Below are 21132 nucleotides of genomic sequence, written 5' to 3'. Positions count from 1 at the left end.
GCCGGATGGGCACCAACCTCAGCCTGGACAAGCGCACGGGCCTGCTGCGCGCAGTGCGCCAGCTGCTCTCGCCGCACTGCGATGAACGCCCCGCGGGCAGCTCGATCGAGCTGCTTGTCGTGCATGGCATCAGCCTTCCGCCGGGGCAGTTCGGTGGTCCCTGGATCGATCAGCTGTTTGCCGGCACGACACTGCCGGCCGCCGATCGGGAGCTTGCACGCGTTTCGCGCATGCGTGTGTCGGCGCACGCATTGATACGCCGCGACGGCAGCATCACCCAGTACGTGCCCTTCACTTTGCGCGCCTGGCACGCGGGTCAATCGGTCTATCGGGGCCGCGAACAATGCAATGATTTTTCCATAGGCGTCGAGCTCGAGGGTACGGATGAGCTCGCCTACGAAGCCGTGCAATATGAGCGCCTGGCGGCACTCGCCCGCTTGCTGATGAGCGAATATCCTGCCATTCACACCGATCGCATCGTTGGCCACAGCGATGTCGCCCCGGGCCGCAAGAGCGATCCGGGACCGGCATTCGACTGGCCCCTGTTGCGGCGACTCGTTGACGAAGGATCAAAATGAACCAAACTGGCCAGTTGCGCCGAATCTATCCCTGGCTGATTGCCGCCATGGGCCTGCTGATCCTCGTGATCAGCAACGGGCTCACCGCCACTTCCATTTCCGCCTTCGACCGGGCACTGCTCGATGAATTCGGCTGGAGCCGCGGCGACCTGAAATTCCGCGACTTCGTCAATTTCGCCTGCGTCGCAGCGTTCGCGCCGCTCGGCGGCATCCTGGTCGATCGCATCGGCATCAAACCGATGCTGATCGGCGGTTGCCTGGTCTTGAGCGGCGCCTACTTCGCCTACAGCCGCCTTGCCAGCGTGCACGAGATGTACTGGATCCATGCCGGCTTCGCGTTGGCCCTGTCCGGTATCGGCACCATGGTGGTCATCATCATGATCTCGGCCTGGTTCGTGCGCCATCGCGGTCTTGCCATCGGCATCGCACTTGTCGGTACCAGCCTCGGCGGCATCGTGCTCACGCGCACCAACATCGAGCTGATCGAGGCCTTTGGCTGGCGGCAGGCGTTTCGTTACGACGCCTTGTTACCGATCGTCCTCGCGGTGCTGATCGTGCTGCTCGTGCGTAGCGCGCCGCAGGACATGGGCGCGAGCGCTGTCGGGCAACAGGCCGGCGACGAGGATCTGCGACGTCATGGCCTGTCCTTCGCACAAGCGGTGCGCACGCGTACGTTCTGGGCAATCGGTCTGTCGGGCGCGGCCACCTACTACTCGATACTAGGCCTCCTCAATCATCTGTTCCTGTACTTCACCGACCTCGGTTTCGAGGCACGCACGGCCGGCGCATCGATTCAATGGCTGTTGCTGATGGCCATGATCGCAAAGCTCGTCAACGGTGCGATTGCCGACGTCATCGACCGTCACAAGGTATTCCTCGCCTGCCTCGCGGTCATGTTCGTCGGGGTCGTGCTGCTCGCCAGCATGCGCCATGAACTCCTGTGGGTTGCCGTCGTGGTGATCGGACTCGGCTGGGGTGGCCTGTTCACGCTCTACAACATGCTCGCCGTCAACAATTTCGGATTGCGCTCGCTCGGCAAGATCAACGGTGTCATCAGCACCATGGAGTCGCTCGGGGGCGGTCTCGGCATCTGGCTGACGGGCGTTCTGTTCGATCGCTACGGCAGCTACCAGGTCGCCTTCGGCACCATTGCCGTATTGGTGTTGTTCGCCCTGCTCGTCGGTACCCAAATAAAGAGCGAAGTCGATGCAACGGGACGGCCGTTGCGCCCGATTTGACCTAATACCGGTTTTGCCTGTCGCGACTGTGGGCGCGGTCAGCGCGAATGGCACGGCCATTCAATAAGCTTGTGGAGCTGCCGACACAGGTTCTTGCGTAGCTGCCACGGACAACCAGTTGACCCTCATGCCCAGCGGATCGGGAAACAAGTCGCGCCAGCGGCGACGACGGAGTCGCCCATCATGAGCGGCGATCGCGTACTCATTGCAGACGATGATGTCGCGACACGGCTATTGATGCGTACCGCGCTGACCCAGGCGGGCTTCAATGTGATCGAAGTCACAGATGGCGAGGCGGCGGTAGCGGCCTGCAGGGAGTGGCTGCCCCACGCCGTGTTGCTCGACGTGGAAATGCCCGGCATGGACGGATTCGCCTCCTGCGCCGCCATACGGGCGCTGGAGGGCATAGGTGACGTACCCGTCATGATGGTGACCGGCCGCGACGATGTTGCCTCGGTCGAGCTTGCCTACCAGGCCGGTGCGACCGACTTCGTTGCGAAGCCGCTCAACTGGGGCTTGCTCGGGCATCGCGTCCGCTACCTGATCCGCGGCGGCAAGACACGGCAGGCCCTGCTGACCAGCGAGCGACGCAATGCGGCCCTCCTCGATGCCTTGCCCGATCCGCTGTTGCTGGTCGACGGCGCCGGTGCGTTGATCGCCAAACTGGGCGGCGGCGGGGAAGGGCGCGTCGCCACGGACCTGGTCTTGTCGTCGCTGCAAAGCGCACCGAGGCTGATTGATGCCGGCGGTGTCGCAAAGGTCCTGCAACAGGCTCGCGAACAGTCCGAACCGCTCGAATTCGAACTGCCCGTGCGTGCCCAATCGCCTGGCGGCCAACAGACCTTCGAAGTGCGCTGCGTGGCGGCAGGTGCCGATGAATACATGCTTCTGCTGCGCGATATCACCGAGCGCAAGCGTGACTCCGATCGCATCACCCAGCTGGCGTATTTCGACGACCTGACCGGCCTGCCGAATCGCCAGCGTTTCAGCGAAATCCTGCAGCGGGAGATCAACGCGGCGAACCTCAATGACGCGCGACTTGGGCTGCTGTACGTCGATCTCGACAACTTGAAGCACATCAACGATACGCTCGGCCTCGCAGTTGGCGATGCCGTGATCAAGAGTTACGCCGCGCGTCTCGAGACGCTGCTGATGTTGCATGGCGGCACTCTGGCGAGTCCCACGGTCGCGCGCTTTGGCGGCGATGAGTTCATGCTGTTGCTGCCTTCACTCAAAGACACGCGACAGGCGCTGCAATTGGCTGAACGCATTCTCGCGGTGTCGGCCGAGCCGATGCGCTGCGGCGAACACGAGGTGTTGATTACGGTCACAGTGGGTATCGCGGTGACGCCGGACCATGGCACCGAAAGCGCGGACCTCATGCGTAACGCAGTGACCGCGTTGCATAGCGCTCGTGACGGCGGCCGCAACCGCTTGCAGCTGTACCACGAACCGGCCGGTGCCGCGCTCCGCGACCGCATTGCCCTGCAGAACGATCTGCGGCTCGCCGTCGCACAGAATCAGCTTGCGCTGGTGTATCAACCACAACTCGAGATCAAGACCGGCCGCGTGGTGGGCGTAGAGTGCCTGCTGCGCTGGCATCACCCGCAACGTGGCCCGGTGCCACCGTCGGCGTTCGTGCCACTCGCCGAAGAGTCGTCGCTGATCATGCCGTTGTCGGATTGGGTGTTGCAGGAGGCACTGCGCCAGGTGTTGCGCTGGCAGCGCGAGGGTTTCACGGATCTGGCAGTCGCAGTCAATGTTTCGAGCAAGCTGTTCAGCCTGTGCTCGGTCAGCGAGTGGGTCAGCTGCGCGCTGCGCGATGCCGGCGTCGCGGGTTCGGCGCTCGAGATCGAAGTTACCGAAAGCGCCTTGCTGCACGATCGCGCCGTGGTGATGCATGCGCTGGCGGCGCTTGCGGACAACGGTGTGCGCACTTCGCTCGACGACTTTGGCACCGGGTATTCGTCATTGTCCTACCTCAAGGACCTGCAACTCGATACGCTCAAGATCGATCGCAGCTTCATTGCCGATATCGCCGATTCACCGAGCAACTCCGCGATCTGCGGCGCGATCATCGCCATGGCGCACCGCCTCGGCCTGAAGGTCGTCGCCGAAGGCATCGAGACGCTCGAGCAGCTGGCCATGCTGCGCCTGCAGGGCTGCGACATGGTCCAGGGCTATTTCGTGGCGCGGCCCATGCCCGCCGAGCAGTGCACTGCGGTGCTGCAGGCGGCGCGCAGCCGCAACCTGTCCGCTGGCGGCATCAACCTCGCGGACCTCGGGCAACTATCGGGCGATGATGTCGGGCGGTTGCTCGGAACCGGTAGCTACTGACCGCGCCGCTCGTGGCGCCAGATGACCTCGCTGCCGCCCCCCGCGCGCGCCAGCACGCGGGCCATGACAAACAGCAGATCCGACAGGCGGTTGAGAAAACGCAACGACTCGGCGTTGACTTTCGCGCTGCGTGCGAGCGTGCAACAGCGCCGTTCGGCACGCCGGCATACGCTGCGCGCCACGTGGCAGGCGGCGGCGGCGGGCGTTCCGCCAGGCAGGATGAAATCCTTGAGCGGCGGCAGGTCTTCGTTCAGACCATCTAGAACCCGCTCGAGCCGCTCGACCTGCGAGGCGACGATGACCTGCCGCTCCGGAATGCACAGTTCGCCACCTAGATCGAAAAGTTCGTGCTGCACTTCAGCCAGGCAGGTTGCGATTGCGCCGGGCAGCGGGCCGTGCGCCAGAACGACGCCGATGGCACTGTTCAGTTCATCGACCGTGCCATAGGCCTCGACCCGCGGATCGTCCTTTGCGACACGGCTGCCATCGCCGAGGCCGGTGGAGCCGTCATCGCCTGTGCGTGTGTAGATTTTGCTGAGACGATTGCCCACGGTGTCAGTCGAGTCGCAATCGCGCACCGATGTTGATGCTGCGACCCGCGGTATTGTACCCCGCGGCGAGCTGGTAGCGCTCATCCAGGGCATTGTCGAGACGTGCATACCAACCAAGGCGGTTCGATTGCTGGAAGCGCGCCACCGCGCCGACGAGCAGGTAGCTGTCGAGTCGGGTGGGGTCTGGAAATCCGAAATCCGCTCGCGAGCCGCTCCACTGCATTTGCATACCCGACTCGATGCGCCCATGGCGATAGAGCAGGCTGCCCTGCACCTGGGTGCGCGCGCGGCGCAACAATAAACTGCCGTCGTCGCGATTGCGCGGATCGCTGAAACTCGCTTCCAGCCGCGCACTCCAGTTTGCTTTATCGAGGCCATAGCCCAATTCGACGCCGCGGATCCGGGCGCGCCCGACGTTCTCGTTGCGACCCGCGAAGGTGACAGGATCCTGCACGACATAGACGATCAGGTCGCGAATGTCGTTGTTGAATGCGTTCGCGTGCAGCTGCTGCCCGGCCCCCAGCTGGTAGCGCAAGCCGATTTCAAGCTGGCGCGAAAACTCCGCCTCGAGGTCGGGATTGCCGCCGAAGCCGAAGCGATCTGTGCCGTTCGGCGCGCGCATCGCCGTACCGGCCGCGAACGAGAGGCGCATTCGCGTGCCGAGCGCCACGCTGTATTCGCTGTTCCACGTCAGCTGATTGCCGAAACTCTCGTGCGTGCTGTAGCCGAGCGCCAGCAGCGCTGAATGCTGTCCCGCGTTTATGCGGTCCTGGATGAAGAAGGTACGAAGCTCGCTCGTTTCGGCAAGGCCCGAGCCAAAGGACAGTGCAGTGACATCCTCCCACTCGAGCAGGGCGCCCACCGTGAGCGCCTGCCGCTCACCGAGCGGCTGGTCGAATTGCAGGTCGGCCGCCAGGCGCTCGGTATCGACATGGTCGGCCGATTCGCGTTGCGCAATTGCATCTTCGATGCGGCTGACGCGCAGTTGCAGGCGCTGTGCCTGCGAGGGTCGCCAATCCGCCGCGATCGAGGCGGCGCTGTTGCGAAAGTTCTGCGCCACGGCGAGCCCGAAGAAGTCGGCATATTCGCTCTCGCCACGTGCCATCCAGCCGCGCGCCGACAGGGTCAGCGTGTCGGTGGCATCGAATTGCGCGAACAGATTGCCGTTCAGGTTGCTGAAACCATGCGCATCGACGCTGGCCTGCTGGGCAGGGAACCCGTCGCTGCGTTCAAAGCCGAGGTTGCCGCCCAAGCGCCATGCGGCCGCGGGATTCCCGGCCGCCTCGATTGCAATGGTCTGTGTGCCGTAGCGGCCACTGGTTGCGCTTGCGCCTACGCCCGTGCGTGTGCCGGCGCGGGTAAGGATATTGACCACGCCGCCGATCGCATCGGTGCCGTACAGGCTTGAGCGCGGGCCCTTGACGACCTCGATGCGCTCGACACTCTCAGGTGCGATGTTCTGGATCGCGGCGCCACCGATGGTACCGGGATTGATTCGCACGCCATCGATCATGACGACGGCGTGATCGCTGTTGGTGCCCCGTATGAAAAGCGAAGTGCTCTGGCCCGGACCGCCGTTGCGCGCGATTTCGAGTCCGGCATGATGGCGCAGCAGCTCGCCGATATCGCCCGCCAGCGAGCGCTCGATTTCCTCGCGGTCGATGACGATGACCGGTACCGCAATTTCCGCCAGCGGTGTCGGCACGCGCGTTGCGGTCACGACGATGGTGTCGAGACTTTCCGCGCGAAGGCCAGTCACAAAACAGAATAACGGCAATATCGCCAACCACGCGACAGCCGGCCGCTTGCAACGATGCATATGATCCGCCTCCCGTGCTCGCCCGCACGATCAATGTGGAAGAACGTCGCAAGGCCGGTCTCCGGGCTTGCAAGCGGAATCTCGCGGATCCCAGCCGGTGACGCCTTCCCACGTCTGTGCAGACGCAGTGGCTCTGGCCAGCGGCATATGACTTGCTTACCGTTGCGGGGGCAGCGCCGGACTGACGAAGCCATTTGCGCTTCGTGTCACCGGCTTCCCGTACACCTCGGACCAATCGACTTTAGGGTTCGGCGCCCTCGGCTGTCAATGGTAAAGTTCGCGCCGATGTATTCAGCCGAACTCAAGGTTGCGGTCGACGCGGCCAACAAGGCAGCGGAAATCATTCGCTCGCTGTACCAGCGCAATCTCAAGGTCGACACCAAGGCCGATCGCTCGCCGGTCACCGAGGCCGATGTACGCGCGGAGGAGGCGATCCGCGCCATCCTGATGGGCGCTTTCCCGCAACATGGTTTCTATGGCGAGGAGACGGGCCAGTCGTCACTCGATGCGGAGTCCCTGTGGCTGGTCGACCCCCTCGATGGCACCAAATCGTTCGTGCGCGATTGCCCGTTTTTCTCCACGCAGATTGCGCTGATGCGCGCCGGGCGCCTGGTGGTAGGCGTGTCGATCGCGCCTGTGAGTGGCGAATTGGCCTGCGCCGAGGCAGGCAAGGGCGCCACCGTCGACGGCCAGCCGGTGCGCGTGAGTCACGTCGAGGCGCTGCAGGATGCCATCGTATCCACGGGCAACATCCGTACGCTTGCAAGCGGCGAGCGCTGGCCGCGCTTCGGCGAGTTGTTGCAGAAGATCAGTCGGGTTCGCGGCTATGGCGATTACCTGCACTACCACCTGCTGGCGCGAGGTGCCATCGACGCGGTCATCGAGTCCGATGTCAACATACTCGATATCGCGGCGCTCGCGGTCATCGTGCGTGAGGCCGGGGGTACGTTCACGGATCTCGACGGCAAGGAGCCCGGGCTCGAAACGACCAGCGTGCTCGCGGCGAACGGCGCATTGCACGCGAGCCTCCGCGCCTGCCTCGGCTGAGCGGCATCAGGCGATGGTGAAGGTCGGACGTCCGGCAATTTCACCGCGCGCGATGGGCGCATCATACAGCGTGGACAGCGGCGCTTCCTGCAGCATCGATGCGGCATCGCCCTGCTGCCAGCGGCCATCACCGTGCAACAGCAATACCCGGGTCGCATACCGGGCCGCCAGGTTGAGGTCGTGCAGTGCCGCGATGACGCCATGGCCGGCCACCGCGCGCGCTTTCAGCAACTCCATGATCGCAATGACATGTCGCGGATCGAGATGGTTGGTCGGCTCATCGAGCAGCAGCAGCGGTGGGTCCTGTGCCAGGAGGCTTGCGATGGCGACGCGACGCCGTTCGCCGCCGGACAGCTCGCCGACGTTGCGATCGGCAATTGCCGCAAGGTCCATCGTTTCGAGCGTGCGGGCGACGAGGTCGCGATCGGAGCTGCCTGGCCATCCCCAGCCGCTGCCATGTGCGTAGCGGGCCAGCAGTACCGTCTCGCGCACGGTTGCGGGCAGCGTGGCTTCGCTCTCCTGCAGCAACAGACCGACCTGCCGCGCGATCTGTCGCCGCGAAAGTTGTTCGAGTGCTCGCCCGCCGAGCAGCAGTTGGCCCGATGCGATTGGCCGCAGACCCGCGAGACTGTGCAGCGTGAGCGTCTTGCCGGCGCCATTGCGCCCAAGCAGGACCAGGAAGTCGCCTGCCTGCAGCGTCAGATCGAGATCCGCGACCAGGCAATACTTCGCTGTCGATATCGAAACGCTTCGCGCCTGCAACATGGTCACTGCGACCTGCCAGTCCAGTTGATTTCGCGCGCGGTCTTGCTGCCGACCCGCACGAGACGCAGCGATGAGGGCATCGCCGCATCGGTTGCGCTCAGCGCGCGCCGGCCGGCCATGATTTCCGCATAGCGCTGCGGCAACAAGGGTTCGCGCTCGGGTTCGGCATAGCCATCCGGATAGAGCGGCATGCTGCTCGCCGGATCGTACTTGTCCGTAGCGCCGACGGTGTGCATGATCTCGTGAGCGATGACGATGTTGTTCTGCGCGGTCATCCGGTGGTCCGCGAACGCATGCACCACACCGAGCAGACCCTTCTGAAGCCCGACCGAATGTGGCAAAGCCTGTTCTTCCGCTGCCGGATGATAGACAACGAACACCCGCACGTTGACCGGACGGTCGCCACCTTGCCGCCACGCATACCAGCGCAGGCGCAAACTCCAAAACGCCGTTACGAGTGGACCATCGCGCGGATCCCGCGCGGGTGGGGCCATTTCGAGCGCCGGGTAGAGCTCGACGTGCACCGGGGCCGCCTGACGAAGACCATAGCGCTCGCCTTCACGGCTGAAGAATTCCTCCAGCGCAAGGAAGTCATCTCGTTCGAGGCCATTGATGTAGGTGTCGATGCCGGCATCGGCGCTGATGGCCACCGGCCAAACACCGATCCACAGCGGTTGGCGCCACTCGGTGCTGCGCTGGCGCGTCAACCAGGTGCTCACGCTGACTGCGAGCAGCACGCCAAGCAACACGATCATGCGCAGGAGTTTCCACATGCGAGGTGGTCGCGCGCTCAGGGCTGCAGTCGGGTTCTTGTCCAGCCGCCCGACCGGACGGGAGCCGCGGCGTCGTGGAGTGCACGTTCGTAGCGGACCCGATCATGCACGCGGGCCGCGCCTTCGACCCAGAATTCGATGGCGGTGAGCCAAAGTCGGTAGCCGCCCCAATGGGGTGGTCGTTCGAGGTGCACGTCGATCTGCGTAGCCGTGCTGTCGAGCGGCGGCGTGCCAAGCCGCTCGGCCGTTTGGCGCACTTGCTCGAGCAAGGCCTCGCGCGATGCGATCGGCTCGCTTTGATGGCTGGCCCAGGCGCCGACACGACTCTGCCAGGGCCTGGACTGGTAATAAGAGTCACTATCGGCAGCCGGCAGCTTGTCGATTCGTCCTTCCAGGCGCAGCTGGCGATGCATCAGGTCCCAATGCAACACCGCGGCCGCACGCGGGCAGGCGGTCAGTTCGCGGCCCTTGCGCGAATGGTAATTCGTGAAGAAGACGGCCACTCCCTGGGTGCTGTCCAGGCCCTTCAGCAATACGATGCGCGCCGCGGGTCGGCCCTCGGCATCGACGGTGGCGAGCGCCATGGCATTGGGATTCGGTGTGCCACTGCGCTCCCAGGCATCATCGAGCCAGCGCTCCGCGAGTGGCAGCGGGTCGTCCGGCATGATCGGCGGCAGTGTTTCCATCGGCATGTCCATCGCCACATGGTAGCGGGCAAACGCCGGACACGGCCAGCCTGACCCCGCCAAATGTTCCTTGCGCTCCGCGCGCGTCCACCTTAAAACGTCAGCTGACCGTCAAACCCAACTGGATAGAACATGGATCTCAGGGACTTGCGCCGCCAACTGGATGAAATCGACCAGCAGATGCTGGAATTGTTCGCGGCGCGGCAGCGGGCGTCCGAGGAAATTGCCCGCGCCAAACGCCGTGACGGTCGCGCCACCCGCGATTTCTCGCGCGAACGCGAAGTCGTCATGGCGGCACGCGCACGCGCCGAGAGTCTTGGTGTCCCGGGCGAATCGGCCGAGGCACTCATGCGTCTGATGATACGTGCATCGCTTACCACCCAGGAGCATGCCGCGCTGGCCGCCGACGGCGCCGGCAGTGGTCAGCGGGCGCTCGTCATCGGTGGCGCCGGCAACATGGGTCGCTGGTTCGTCGGCTTTCTGCAGTCGCTCGGTTTTGCCGTGTCGGTGAGCGATCCGGCGGGCACGCCCGAGGGCAGCGTACAGGTCGACTGGCGCAAAGAAACAGTCGATCACGAAGTGATCATCGTAGCGGCGCCGATGGTCGTTTCGAGCAAGGTCCTGCTGGAGCTCGCGGTGCGCCGCCCGCCTGGGCTCATCTGCGATATCGGTTCGCTCAAGTCGCCCTTGCGCGCCGGATTGATGGCGCTGAAATCCCACGGCTGCAAAGTGACTTCGATACACCCGATGTTCGGTCCGGGTGCGCAACTGCTCTCGGGCCGGCACGTCATTTTCATCGACCTCGGCTGCGAGGAGGCATTGGCACAGGCGCGTGCCCTGTTTGCCCCGACCATGGTCGAGCAGGTGGTGATGACGCTCGAGGAACACGATCGGTTGATCGCCTACGTGCTCGGCCTGTCGCACGCGCTCAATATCGCGTTTTGCAACGCGCTCGCGGCAAGCGGCGAGGCCGCGCCGAAACTGTCACGCCTGTCGAGCACCACATTCGATGCGCAATTCGACGTTGCCGCCCGCGTGACCGAGGACAATCCCGAGATGTACTACGAGATCCAGAGCCTCAATGACTACGGCGCGGAGCCGCTCGAGGCGCTGGCACGTGCGGTCGAGCGCCTGCGCACCGCCGTATTGACGCGCGACCACGATACCTTCGTGTCGATGATGCTGCAGGGGCGTGAATACATGGAAAACCGCCGCGACCTGGCAGCACGACGCGCCTGACCGACTGACCCCGCGTTAGCCGCGGCGCGGCGCGCTCCGTGCCAGCAGCGCCATGAACATCGGTGCGCCGATCAGCGCCATGACGGCTCCGACCGGGAGCTGCCGTGGCGCAAGGGCGCTCCGCGCGAGCAGGTCGGCGGCGGCGAGCAAGGCGCCGCCGCTGATCACCGCCACGGGCGCCACGATGCGATGATCGCTGGTGCCAACTGCAAGGCGCACGGTATGCGGCGCGATCAGTCCCACGAAGCCGACCATACCGGCCGTAACGACCGCGAGACCGGTCAGCATCGCACTCGCAGCAAAGAGCAGCGCGCGCCAGCGCCGCACGTCAAGACCGAGTGCGGCGGCGCTGAGCTCGCCGGCCGCCATGACATTCAACGCGGGCGCAAACCATGCCATCCCGGCAAGCGCCAGCAGGAGCACTGCCAGCGCCGCGAGTGGTTGACTGGCAAGACCGAGGTCACCGAGCAACCAGAAAACGATACCCTTGAGTTGTCCAGGATCTGCGAGCGCGAGCAGGACGGCAACCAGCGCTCCTGCGGCACTCGCGAACACGACGCCGGTCAACAGGAGGCCCGCGCCGGCCAGGCGCCTGCCGAGCGCGAATACCAGGGCCGCGGCGAGCAGTGCGCCGGTGGCTGCCGCGGACTGGGTCAGCAAGGTGCCGGCACCCGCCAGCATGGCCAGTACGGCGCCGACCGCAGCGCCACCGGAGACGCCCATCACATAGGGGTCGGCAAGCGGATTTCGCATCAGGGCCTGAAGAATGACGCCGGCCAGCGCGAGACTGCCGCCGACGGCGAACGCCGCAATGACTCGCGGCAGGCGCAGGTCGAACACGATGCTCGCGTGCATCGGTTGCCGGGCGCGGCCGATCAAGGCAAGCAAGGCATCGGAGGGTGCGACCGCGCTGCCGATTACGAGACCCAGTACGCCGACCGCGCAGGCGGCAATGCACACAATGGCCAGCCGCGAACCCATGTTTGATCGACTCATGGCCGCAGACTAGGCCAGGCACGCACTCTACGACAAGCGGCTTGTGGTTCGGCGCAACTGGGGTAACACTTTAGTTCATGACCGACATCATCGACACGCAGGGTTACCGCGCCAACATCGGCATCGTACTGATGCGCGATGACGGCAACGTATTCCTGGGGCGACGTGTCGGCCGACGCGGCTGGCAGTTTCCGCAGGGCGGCATGCAGCACGGCGAGGAGGCCGAGCAGGCGATGTATCGCGAGCTCCATGAGGAAATCGGGCTCGAGCCGCAGCACGTGAAGTTGTGCGGCGCGACGCGTGACTGGTTGCACTACCGCCTGCCCGCCCGGTACGTGCGCCGCGATTCGAAGCCGTTGTGCATCGGCCAGAAGCAACGCTGGTTCCTGCTCAAGCTCCGTTGCGATGACAGTGAGATCCGCTTCGATACGAGCGCGGAACAGGAATTCGATCATTTCCGCTGGGCGCAGTACTGGGAACCGTTGCGCGCCGTCATTCCCTTCAAGCGCAAGGTCTATGAACAGGCGCTGCACGAACTCGCGCCGCTGGCATTCCCGGGACAGTTGCCGCCCTATCCGGCGTGGTGGCCGGACATCGCGCCATCGGCGGCGCGCGATCGCAGGCAATCCCGGCAAAAGTCCACCGGCGAGCGGGCGCGGCGTGGTTGACGGCGCACCGCGGGTCGTCATCCGGCGGCAGACACCGATGCGACGCACGGTGTTCATCGCGGCCTGCCTGCTGCTCGGCCTCATCGTCCTGTACGTCGCCTATGAATTCGGGCGGTTCGATGCCGGCTACGACAGGCTGGCGGCGGCGCAGCGCCAGCGCGAACAGACGCATTTGTTGCGCGAAATGGATGGCCAGAACCAGCAATTGCGTGCGCAGCTGGCGGAACTCGAGACCTACCGGGTAGGTCAGTCGCGCGAGCGCGCGGAGCTGTCGCGCACCATCGGCGAACTGCAGGCGCAGGTCGCCCGGCAGTCGCAGGATCTCGCGTTCTTTCGTGGCATCGTCGCCGAGAAAGCCAATGCCGCGGAAGTGAAGATCCAGCAGTTTCGGATCGCCTCGACGGCTACGGCGCAGCACTTCCAGCTGCGTTTCACGCTGGTGCAGCCCGTACGACCGGAAAATGTCGTCCAGGGCGGCGTCGAAATCATCGTCGAAGGCGCGCAGGGCGGCCGACCGCTCAAGCTCGACCTCACGGCGCTCGGCGGCGACGCGGCCGCCGAGCTGCCCTTCAGCTTTCGTTACTTCGAGAACTTCTCGCCCGAAGTCACACTTCCCGAAGGGTTCGTCCCGGAACGGGTCACCGTTACCGTTAAATCGCGCCGCAAAGGCGTCGAACCCGTGACGCAGTCGTACCTCTGGAGCGTCGATTCCCTGTAATTTGGCGCCAAGTCGCCCGCTGCTTGAAAACACCGCGAGGAAGCCCATGTTTGGTCGTCGCAAGACTCCCGGAACCGAAATCGATACGCTCATAGGCCGTGCTGCATCGGTATCAGGTGATCTTGATTTCACCGGCGGACTGCACCTCGATGGTCACGTTGCGGGCAACGTTCGCGGCAGCACGGGCAAGGCGGCGACGCTGTCGGTGAGCGACTCAGGTTGTATCGAGGGTTCGGTCGACGTTCCGGTGGTCGTGCTGAACGGCAAGGTCAAGGGCGACATCGTGGCGCGCGAGCGTGTCATCCTGGGTGCTACCGCCCGGGTCGAAGGCAATGTGCATTACGGCGTCATCGAGACGGCACCGGGTGCGCAGATCCAGGGCAAGCTGGTACCGTTGAAGAGCAACGCGAGCGCAAGTACGAGCCTTGGCGCGAGCCTGGAACCCGCTGGCGCGGCGCTGGTCGAACCTGCCTGACCCCAGGATTCGGGACGCGCGCGTTCGTTTTTGACGCGCCCGGGCGCTGGTCCTAAACTGCACCGATGGACATGGCGGTAGAGAGCGACAACAGCCTGGTATTCACCGATGCGGCGGCACGCAAGGTTGCCGACCTGATTCGTGGTGAAGGCAACCCCAACCTCATGCTGCGCGTATTCGTGCAGGGCGGCGGCTGCTCGGGCCTGCAGTATGGCTTTGAGTTCGACGAAGCCTTGCAGGATGGCGATACCTGCGTCGAGAACCAGGGCGTCAAGCTGCTGGTCGATCCGATGAGCGTTCAATACCTTACCGGCGCGGAGATCGACTACCGCGAAGACCTGCAGGGCGCGCAATTCGTCATTCGCAATCCCAACGCCAAGACCTCCTGCGGCTGCGGCTCCTCTTTCTCCGCCTGAGACCGCGCACCACGCGGTCATATTGAGCGGTGGCAAGAACGCAAACGGCCCCGCAGGTTCTCGCCGCCGTTGACCTGGGCTCCAACAGCTTCCACCTGATCGTCGCGCGCAATGAGGACGATCGCCTCGTCGTCGTCGACCGATTGCGCGAAATGGTGCGCCTGGGTGCCGGGATCAACGCCGACGGCAGCATCGACCGCGAAGCCGCGGCGCGCGCCATTGCCTGCCTCGAACGTTTCGGTCAACGCCTGCGCGAATTCAAGGCGGGCACCGTACGCGTCGTCGGCACGAACGCGCTGCGTCATGCGCATCGCAAGAAGGGCTTTCTCAACCGGGCGCGCGAGGCGCTTGGGCACCCGATACAGATCATCTCGGGCAGCGAGGAGGCGCGGCTCATTTACAGCGGCGTCGCGCATTCGGTGCCCCAGCATTCGGGGCGCACCCTGGTCGTTGATATCGGCGGCGGCAGCACGGAACTGATTATCGGCGCCGGCTTCGAACCGCTGGTGCTCGAGAGTACACAGATGGGTTGCGTGAGTTTTGCCCAGCGCTTTTTTCCCAATGGCCGAATAACCGCAAAGCGCATGCGACGTGCCCGTCTCGCGGCACGACTGGAACTGCAACCCGTCGAGGCCGAGTTCGTACGCACCGGCTGGGAGCGGGCCTTTGGCAGTTCCGGCACGGTGCTCGCAATCGCCGAGACCCTTGTCGAACTCGGCATCGCGGGCAGCGGGATCAGCAGCGATGGGCTCGAGTCGCTGCAACGCAGCTTGATCACGGCGGGCCGCGCAGATGCGCTTGCAGCGACCGCGATCTCACGCGAGCGCGCGCCCGTCTTCGCTGCCGGCGTGGCCGTGCTGGCAGGCATATTCGAAGTTCTGGCCGTGCGCGAAATGCAGGTTGCAAGCGGTGCGCTGCGCGATGGCCTCTTGTACGACATCATCGGACGCTACCGGCATGAGGATGCGCGCGAACTCAGCGTGCGCGCAATGCAGTCACAGTATCGCGTCGACGTCGCACAGGCGGCGCGCGTCGAGGCGACGGCCTTGCGCCTGTATGCGCAGGTCGCCGGGCCATGGCAGCTTGGCGATGAATTCGCGCAGCAACTTCTGTCGTGGGCCGCGCGGCTGCACGAGATCGGCCTTGCCGTATCGCATTCGAAATATCATCAGCATGGCGCCTATCTGCTCGAGCATTCGGACATGCCCGGGTTTGCGCGCGATGAGCAGCGGTTGCTCGCGCGCCTGGTCGCTACGCACCGGCGCAAGATGGTGCTGGGCGGCTTCGACGATCTGTTGCCGCCCTGGGATGAGCGCGCGATTTTTCTGGTCGTGCTGTTGCGGCTCGCGGTGCTGCTGCACCGCAGCCGCAGCGACCAGCCTTTGCCGGCGCTTGCGCTGCAGCCGCGCAGCAATGGCATGGAACTGCGCTTTCCGGCGAACTGGCTGCGCGAAAATCCGCTGACGGTGGCCGATTTGAGCCGCGAGATCACGCAAATGCGCGCGCTCGGATTTCGCCTGAAGGTATTCACGCGGCGTGGCGCACCGCTCGAATCAGCCGCATGACCAGAGCCGGGCAATGCTTGGGCGCGATGATTACAGCTGCGCGTAATCGCTGAGCAATTCATTCTGCGCGCTCACCACGGGTTCCTCGCCCGGCTGCAGGCGCCGATAACTGCCGTCCTGTCCCAGTTCCCAGGCGTCACAGTTATCCCAAAGATAGGTCTCGAGGTCTGCCACGATCCGCGCCTGCTCGCTGCTCGCGAGTACCGGAAATGCGATTTCGACTCGCGCAAAGAAATTGCGCGGCATCCAGTCAGCGCTCGCGAGCAAGGTGTCGGGCTGACCGTCGTTCGCGAAATAATAGACGCGCGAATGCTCGAGGAATCGACCGACAATCGAGCGCACGCGGATGTTCTCCGAAACGCCCGGTACCTGTGGCCGCAGCGCGCAGATGCCGCGGACGATCAAGTCGATGCTGACGCCCGCGCGCGAGGCTTCATAGAGCGCCACAATGATATCGGTGTCGAGGAGGGCATTGACCTTGGCGATGATGCGCGCGCTGCGCCCGGCGCGGGCATGGTCGGCCTCGCGCCGGATCTTCTCGCACAGGGCCGCATGCAGGCCGAAGGGCGCCTGGATGAGTCGCGTGAGGCGGGGCGATTTCGTGAGACTGGTCAACTGCAGGAAGATTTCGTGTACGTCCTGGCAGATCTGCTGATCGGCACTCATCAGGCCGTAGTCGGTGTAGGCGCGGGCGGTCTGGGGGTGATAATTGCCGGTGCCGAGATGACAGTAGCGGCGGATGCCGGACTCCTCCCGCCGCACGATCAGGAGCGCTTTGGCATGCGTCTTGTAGCCGACGACGCCGTACATGACGTGGGCACCCGCTTCCTGCAGCCGGTTCGATAATTCGATATTCGCTTCTTCATCGAAGCGTGCGCGCAGCTCGATCACCACCGTGACGTCCTTGCCGTTGGCGGCAGCCTCGAGTAGCGCTGCCGCCATGGGCGAGTCGACGCCGGTGCGGTACAGCGTCTGCTTGATGGCCAGCACGTTGGGATCGCGAGCCGCCTGGCGCAGCAGATCCACGACGGGCGTGAAACTCTGGAATGGGTGGTGCAGGAGCACGTCCTGCTGGCGCAATACGGCGAAGAAGTCGGGATTGTTGCGAAGGCGTGGATCCGTCGCCGCCGTGAACGGCGGGTATTTGAGATCAGTGCGCTGCACGAGGTCATAGAGCGTTGCGAGCCGATTGAGATTGACCGGGCCATCGCAGTAATAGAGATCGTCCGCGCCGAGGGCGAAGTGGCGCAGCAGATAGTCCGTGGTCTCGGCCGGGCAGTCACGCCATACTTCGAGCCGCACGGCGGCGCCGTAGCGACGGTGCAGCAGCTCGCCTTCGAGCGCGCGGCGCAGGTCATCCACATCATCCTCATCGATAAGCAGATCGCTGTTGCGGGTGACCCGAAATGCATAGCAGCCAAGTACGGTGACGCCTTCGAACAGACGCGGCACGAACTCCTGGATCACGGCGGAGAGCAGGACGAAGCGCTTGCTCGCGCCCGCCGCGGGCAGCGGCACGACGCGTGGTAGCGAGCGCGGCGCCTGCACCACGGCATACTCGCTGTCACGACCGAATGCGTCCTTGCCATCCAGACGCGCGATGAAATTGAGGCTCTTGTTCTGGATGCGCGGAAATGGCCGCGCCGGGTCGAGCCCGAGCGGCGACAGTACGGGTTCCACTTCCGTTTCGAAGTAGCGCTCGAGCCAGCGATGCTCCTCCTCCGACCAGCTGCTGCGACCGGCGATGACGACACCCGTTTCGCGCAGCGCCGGCAGCAGGTCCTCGTTGAGGCACTGGTACTGGCGTTGCATCAGCTCGACCGTGGCGGCGTGGATTGCCTCGAGCTGTTCGCTCGCGCTGCGCCCGTCCGCGGCGCCGCCGTCGCGCCCGAGCTCGATCAGTTGCTTGAGTCCGGCGACGCGGATTTCGAAGAATTCATCGAGGTTGTTCGATGAAATGCACAGGAAACGCAGCCGTTCGAGCAGCGGCACCCGTTCGTCTTCGGCCAACGCGAGGACGCGCTCGTTGAACGCGAGCCAGGACAGCTCGCGATTGATGAAATAGCCGGGATTGCGCAGATTCTCGGTGTCCATGGCGCAACTACGAGTGTAGCGCCGCGGCCACTGTCACACTGTGACACGGCAGCGGCTTTGGGCCGCCGGAGTGAGAACAACGCCCGCCCGGTTCAGCGCGCGGCGACGACCGTGCTTGTCGCGCCCTGGCGATCGAGGGTCGCAAGCGCCCAGTGTGCCTGGGCCTCGAAATCGCCGCGCCAGCGCTCCGGCACGGGATCGGCGCTCGGCAGTGGAACCTTTAGCGGGTCGCGGTGGCGGCCATTGACCCGATATTCGTAATGCAGGTGCGGGCCGTTTGCGAGACCGGTCATGCCCACATAGCCCACCAGTTCGCCCTGCGCGACCTTGCGGCCGCTGCCGAGCCCGCGCGCAAACCGCGACAAATGCGCATACACGGTGACGATGCCGTGGCCGTGATCGAGTTCGACCACGCGCCCGTAGCCGCCGCGTACACCGACGAAGCGAACGCGGCCATCGCCCGAGGCGCGCACCGGCGTGCCCGTGGGCGCGGCGTAGTCGACGCCCTTGTGGGCGCGGATGCGGTTCAACACCGGGTGGCGGCGGTTCGGATTGAAGCGCGATGAAACGCGCGTGAATTTGAGCGGCGCGCGCAGGAAGGCCTTGCGCATGCTCTTGCCGTCCGGCGAGTAGTACTGCGTGTTACCTTCCGGATCGACGTAACGCACGGCGCGATACTCGCGCCCGCGATTGGTGAAGCTGGCAGCGATCACTGCACCGTCCTTCACGTACTTGCCGTCCTGCTGCAGCTCCTCGTAGACGACGCTGAAACTGTCGCCGGGGCGGATGTCGAGCACGAAATCGATATCCCAGGCGAAGATGTCCGCCATTGCCAACGCGATGGAGTCGCTGACGCCGGCTTTCGCCGTGGCTTCGAACAGGGAGCTCGTGATCGTTCCGCTCGCACTGCGCGCCTGCCATTCAAGTGGATTTTCCAGGACCTCGGAGGCAAAGCCCGATTCGGTGCGTGCGACGTTGAGCGTCTTGCTGACCGAGAGCTGGCGCTCGAGGCCGATGAGATTGCCGCCATCGTGCACCAGCGTGAGCGCGTCGCCGGGGTGCAGGCGATCGAGCATTGCGCGCAGTGTCGGCACGGCGCGCAACGTCGCAAGATCGCCGAGCGATAACTGCAGGCTGCGAAATATCCCATCGAGGGTGTCGTTGCGCGCGATGGTGACGACTGTCGAAGCTGCCGCCGGGTTATTGCGCAGGTGATCGGCGATGCTCGGCAAGCCACTCGTCGCGGGTTCGGGCGGGGCCACTTCTGCCTGCGCCTGCGGTTCTGCGATGCCGGTCGCCGGCTCGACCCGCGAGGCCGGTTCGCGCCCGAACAACCAGGCCGCAACGATGATCGCGCCACCCAGGATCTGCACCGCGCGGCTGCGCAGCAAGCGATACCAGCGATGCGCCGATTTTTCCCGGGTCTGCATCCTCAAGGAGCCATAAAATAGCCGAAACGGCAACCGTAACCGAGCGGGTATGCGCGGGTCAACGTGGCGCGCGGGCCTTGTGACGCAGGCCGCGCCGCGCCGAGGGGAGAGAATGACGACGGTCGATACGCAGATGGCGGAGTTGAAGCGCGGCACTTCGGAGGTGCTGATCGAGACGGAACTGCGTCGCAAATTGGCCCGCGGCAAGCCCTTGGTCGTCAAGACAGGCTTTGACCCCACGGCGCCCGATCTTCATCTCGGGCACACCGTGCTCATCAACAAGATGCGCCAGTTCCAGGACTTCGGCCACGAGGTCGTGTTCCTCATCGGCGACTTCACCGGACTGATCGGCGATCCGACCGGTCGCAACGCCACGCGTCCGCCGCTGACCCGCGCTGACATCGACGCCAATGCGGCGACCTATCGCGAACAGATATTCAAGATCCTCGACCCGAAACTGACGCGCATCGAATTCAACTCGAAATGGCTCGGTGCGATGAATGCTTCGCAGGTCGTGGAGCTTGCCGCGAAGTACACGGTGGCGCGCATGCTCGAGCGCGACGATTTCGCGAAGCGCTACAAGGCGGGGCAGCCGATCTCGATCCACGAATTCCTCTATCCGCTCGCCCAGGGCTATGACTCGGTTGCGCTGAAGGCGGACGTCGAGCTCGGCGGCACCGACCAGAAATTCAACCTGCTGGTCGGTCGGCACCTGCAGGAGTCCTACGGGCAGGAGCCGCAGATCGTGCTCACCATGCCGTTGCTCGAAGGTCTCGACGGCGTCAACAAGATGTCGAAATCGCTCGGCAACTACGTCGGCGTCACGGAAGCGCCCGACGAAATGTTCGGCAAGCTCATGTCTATCTCCGATGAGCTCATGTGGCGCTATTTCGAACTGCTGAGTTTCCGTCCGCTCGGCGATATCGACGCATTGCGTCGCGCCATTGCCGATGGACGCAATCCGCGCGACGTCAAGTTCGAACTCGCGCGCGAAATCGTCGCGCGCTTTCACGACGCGCCAAGCGCACAGACGGCACAGGAGAATTTCATCGCTCGATTTCGCGAACGCGCACAGCCGACGGACCTGCCGCTTACATCGCTTGCGGTTGCGCCCGACGGCGCTCGTCTCGTTGTGGTGTTGCGCGAAGCAGGACTGGCGGCGAGCAATTCCGAAGCCGGCCGCAAGATCGGCGAAGGCGCGGTGCGCGTCAATGGCGAGAAAGTCAGCGACCGCAACATGACGCTGGAAAACGGCGTGGAATACCTGCTGCAGGTCGGCCCGCGGCGCTTCGCCCGCGTGCGGCTCGGGGGCTGAGGGCGGCGCTCGCGCGGGACGCCGGCTGGAAAACCCGGCGGCGGGTCCTCAGGGTCGCCCTTGTTGCGCCGCGGAACCGCGCCTCTGGCGCCGCCCCCAGTGCCAAAACCCCTGAAAAAACAGACTTTCGTATATTTTTTGTGCGCTGCGTTGACAGCGCCGCCCGGCCCCCTATAATGCGCCCCCTCGATCAAGACCGCCCTGCGGATCCTGTAGAGCGGTAGCAAGTTTTACGTATATTGGAAGGAAAGAGCCGCGGGGCTATACTTTCCGGCCCTCCCTCGGCCCCAAGCGGCCTGGGCGCTCTATAAAAATTCGGTAGGTAATTTGTGTGGGAACTCGCGTCGATGTGTCCTTTGCGGATGCAAGACCTGAGTGACCAGAAGTCCAGCAATGGGCTTGTGATTCACTCTTTTTGTTTG

At 64.5% G+C, this 21132-nt stretch carries 18 protein-coding genes, 1 pseudogene and 1 riboswitch; of the genes and pseudogenes, 11 read left to right on the top strand and 8 right to left on the bottom strand.

Going from position 1 to position 21132, the window contains the following annotated elements; all coding sequences use genetic code 11:
* The first annotated feature begins 5 nt into the window (after positions 1-5).
* The 3 genes from ampD to R3E77_14280 all read left to right on the top strand — a co-directional run bounded on the left by ampD (position 6) and on the right by R3E77_14280 (position 4153).
* The gene (ampD, locus tag R3E77_14290; GenBank protein MEZ5500577.1) at positions 6-578 is read left to right on the top strand and encodes a 1,6-anhydro-N-acetylmuramyl-L-alanine amidase AmpD; all 573 of its coding nucleotides are present in this window, start codon (positions 6-8) and stop codon (positions 576-578) included.
* A complete protein-coding gene (locus R3E77_14285; protein MEZ5500576.1) occupies positions 575-1816 on the top strand; it encodes an MFS transporter in 1242 nt (413 codons plus the stop codon). Before ampD ends, R3E77_14285 begins: the two co-directional genes overlap by 4 nt.
* Before the next feature lie 183 nt (positions 1817-1999).
* Positions 2000-4153: an EAL domain-containing protein gene (locus R3E77_14280; protein MEZ5500575.1), complete on the top strand. Its 2154-nt coding sequence runs from the start codon at positions 2000-2002 to the stop codon at positions 4151-4153.
* Here R3E77_14280 and R3E77_14275 read toward each other — a convergent pair.
* On the bottom strand, positions 4147-4704 hold the full coding sequence (locus R3E77_14275) for a cob(I)yrinic acid a,c-diamide adenosyltransferase (GenBank protein ID MEZ5500574.1): 558 nt from the start codon (positions 4702-4704) through the stop codon (positions 4147-4149). The genes R3E77_14280 and R3E77_14275 overlap by 7 nt on opposite strands.
* A 4-nt stretch (positions 4705-4708) precedes the next feature.
* Entirely contained in the window at positions 4709-6463 is a 1755-nt protein-coding gene (locus R3E77_14270; GenBank protein ID MEZ5500573.1) for a TonB-dependent receptor, read from the bottom strand.
* A 94-nt stretch (positions 6464-6557) separates the two neighbouring features.
* Positions 6558-6767, bottom strand: a riboswitch (cobalamin riboswitch).
* Between the two features lie 41 nt (positions 6768-6808).
* Between R3E77_14270 and R3E77_14265 the strand changes: the two genes are divergently transcribed.
* Positions 6809-7570, top strand: a complete 762-nt coding sequence (locus R3E77_14265) for an inositol monophosphatase family protein (GenBank protein ID MEZ5500572.1) — start codon at positions 6809-6811, stop codon at positions 7568-7570.
* 6 nt (positions 7571-7576) lie between these two features.
* Here the strand turns inward: R3E77_14265 and R3E77_14260 are convergent, their stop codons facing one another.
* From R3E77_14260 to pdxH, 3 genes are read right to left on the bottom strand one after another with little or no spacing between them, the layout of a single operon-like run.
* A complete protein-coding gene (locus tag R3E77_14260; GenBank protein ID MEZ5500571.1) occupies positions 7577-8335 on the bottom strand; it encodes an ABC transporter ATP-binding protein in 759 nt (252 codons plus the stop codon).
* 2 nt (positions 8336-8337) lie between these two features.
* On the bottom strand, positions 8338-9108 hold the full coding sequence (locus R3E77_14255; GenBank protein ID MEZ5500570.1) for a hypothetical protein: 771 nt from the start codon (positions 9106-9108) through the stop codon (positions 8338-8340).
* Between the two features lie 17 nt (positions 9109-9125).
* Positions 9126-9806, bottom strand: a complete 681-nt coding sequence (gene pdxH, locus R3E77_14250) for a pyridoxamine 5'-phosphate oxidase (GenBank protein MEZ5500569.1) — start codon at positions 9804-9806, stop codon at positions 9126-9128.
* Between the two features lie 120 nt (positions 9807-9926).
* Here pdxH and R3E77_14245 point away from each other — a divergent pair, with 120 nt between their 5' ends.
* The gene (locus R3E77_14245; GenBank protein ID MEZ5500568.1) at positions 9927-11033 is read left to right on the top strand and encodes a bifunctional chorismate mutase/prephenate dehydrogenase; all 1107 of its coding nucleotides are present in this window, start codon (positions 9927-9929) and stop codon (positions 11031-11033) included.
* A gap of 15 nt (positions 11034-11048) precedes the next feature.
* Here the strand turns inward: R3E77_14245 and R3E77_14240 are convergent, their stop codons facing one another.
* Positions 11049-12029, bottom strand: a complete 981-nt coding sequence (locus tag R3E77_14240; protein MEZ5500567.1) for an iron ABC transporter permease — start codon at positions 12027-12029, stop codon at positions 11049-11051.
* A gap of 86 nt (positions 12030-12115) precedes the next feature.
* Here R3E77_14240 and R3E77_14235 point away from each other — a divergent pair.
* From R3E77_14235 to R3E77_14215, 5 genes and pseudogenes are all read left to right on the top strand, one after another.
* Positions 12116-12568: pseudogene (locus R3E77_14235) on the top strand (RNA pyrophosphohydrolase).
* A gap of 121 nt (positions 12569-12689) precedes the next feature.
* Positions 12690-13415 (top strand): DUF6776 family protein, encoded by a 726-nt coding sequence (locus R3E77_14230; protein MEZ5500566.1) that lies wholly within the window; start codon positions 12690-12692, stop codon positions 13413-13415.
* Positions 13416-13461: 46 nt separating this feature from the next.
* Positions 13462-13890: a polymer-forming cytoskeletal protein gene (locus R3E77_14225; GenBank protein MEZ5500565.1), complete on the top strand. Its 429-nt coding sequence runs from the start codon at positions 13462-13464 to the stop codon at positions 13888-13890.
* Between the two features lie 71 nt (positions 13891-13961).
* The gene (gene erpA / locus R3E77_14220; GenBank protein ID MEZ5500564.1) at positions 13962-14306 is read left to right on the top strand and encodes an iron-sulfur cluster insertion protein ErpA; all 345 of its coding nucleotides are present in this window, start codon (positions 13962-13964) and stop codon (positions 14304-14306) included.
* A 29-nt stretch (positions 14307-14335) separates the two neighbouring features.
* Positions 14336-15871 carry a Ppx/GppA phosphatase family protein gene (locus R3E77_14215; GenBank protein MEZ5500563.1) on the top strand — a complete coding sequence of 512 codons (1536 nt, stop codon included), beginning with the start codon at positions 14336-14338 and terminating at the stop codon, positions 15869-15871.
* A 30-nt stretch (positions 15872-15901) separates the two neighbouring features.
* Here R3E77_14215 and ppk1 read toward each other — a convergent pair whose 3' ends face one another.
* Together ppk1 and R3E77_14205 are read right to left on the bottom strand one after the other, a co-directional pair.
* Positions 15902-17965, bottom strand: a complete 2064-nt coding sequence (gene ppk1, locus R3E77_14210; protein ID MEZ5500562.1) for a polyphosphate kinase 1 — start codon at positions 17963-17965, stop codon at positions 15902-15904.
* Positions 17966-18057: 92 nt separating this feature from the next.
* Complete coding sequence (locus R3E77_14205; GenBank protein MEZ5500561.1) at positions 18058-19395, bottom strand: peptidoglycan DD-metalloendopeptidase family protein; 1338 nt, start codon at positions 19393-19395, stop codon at positions 18058-18060.
* 112 nt (positions 19396-19507) lie between these two features.
* On the opposite strand from R3E77_14205, the gene tyrS reads away from it, so the two are divergent.
* The gene (tyrS, locus tag R3E77_14200) at positions 19508-20710 is read left to right on the top strand and encodes a tyrosine--tRNA ligase (GenBank protein ID MEZ5500560.1); all 1203 of its coding nucleotides are present in this window, start codon (positions 19508-19510) and stop codon (positions 20708-20710) included.
* The last annotated feature ends 422 nt before the right edge of the window (positions 20711-21132 follow it).

The organism is Steroidobacteraceae bacterium, assembly GCA_041395505.1.
Taxonomy (GTDB): Bacteria; Pseudomonadota; Gammaproteobacteria; order Steroidobacterales; family Steroidobacteraceae; genus JAWLAG01.
The sequence above is the reverse complement of the archived record's forward strand: the minus strand, read 5'-3'. Positions and strand labels throughout refer to the sequence as shown.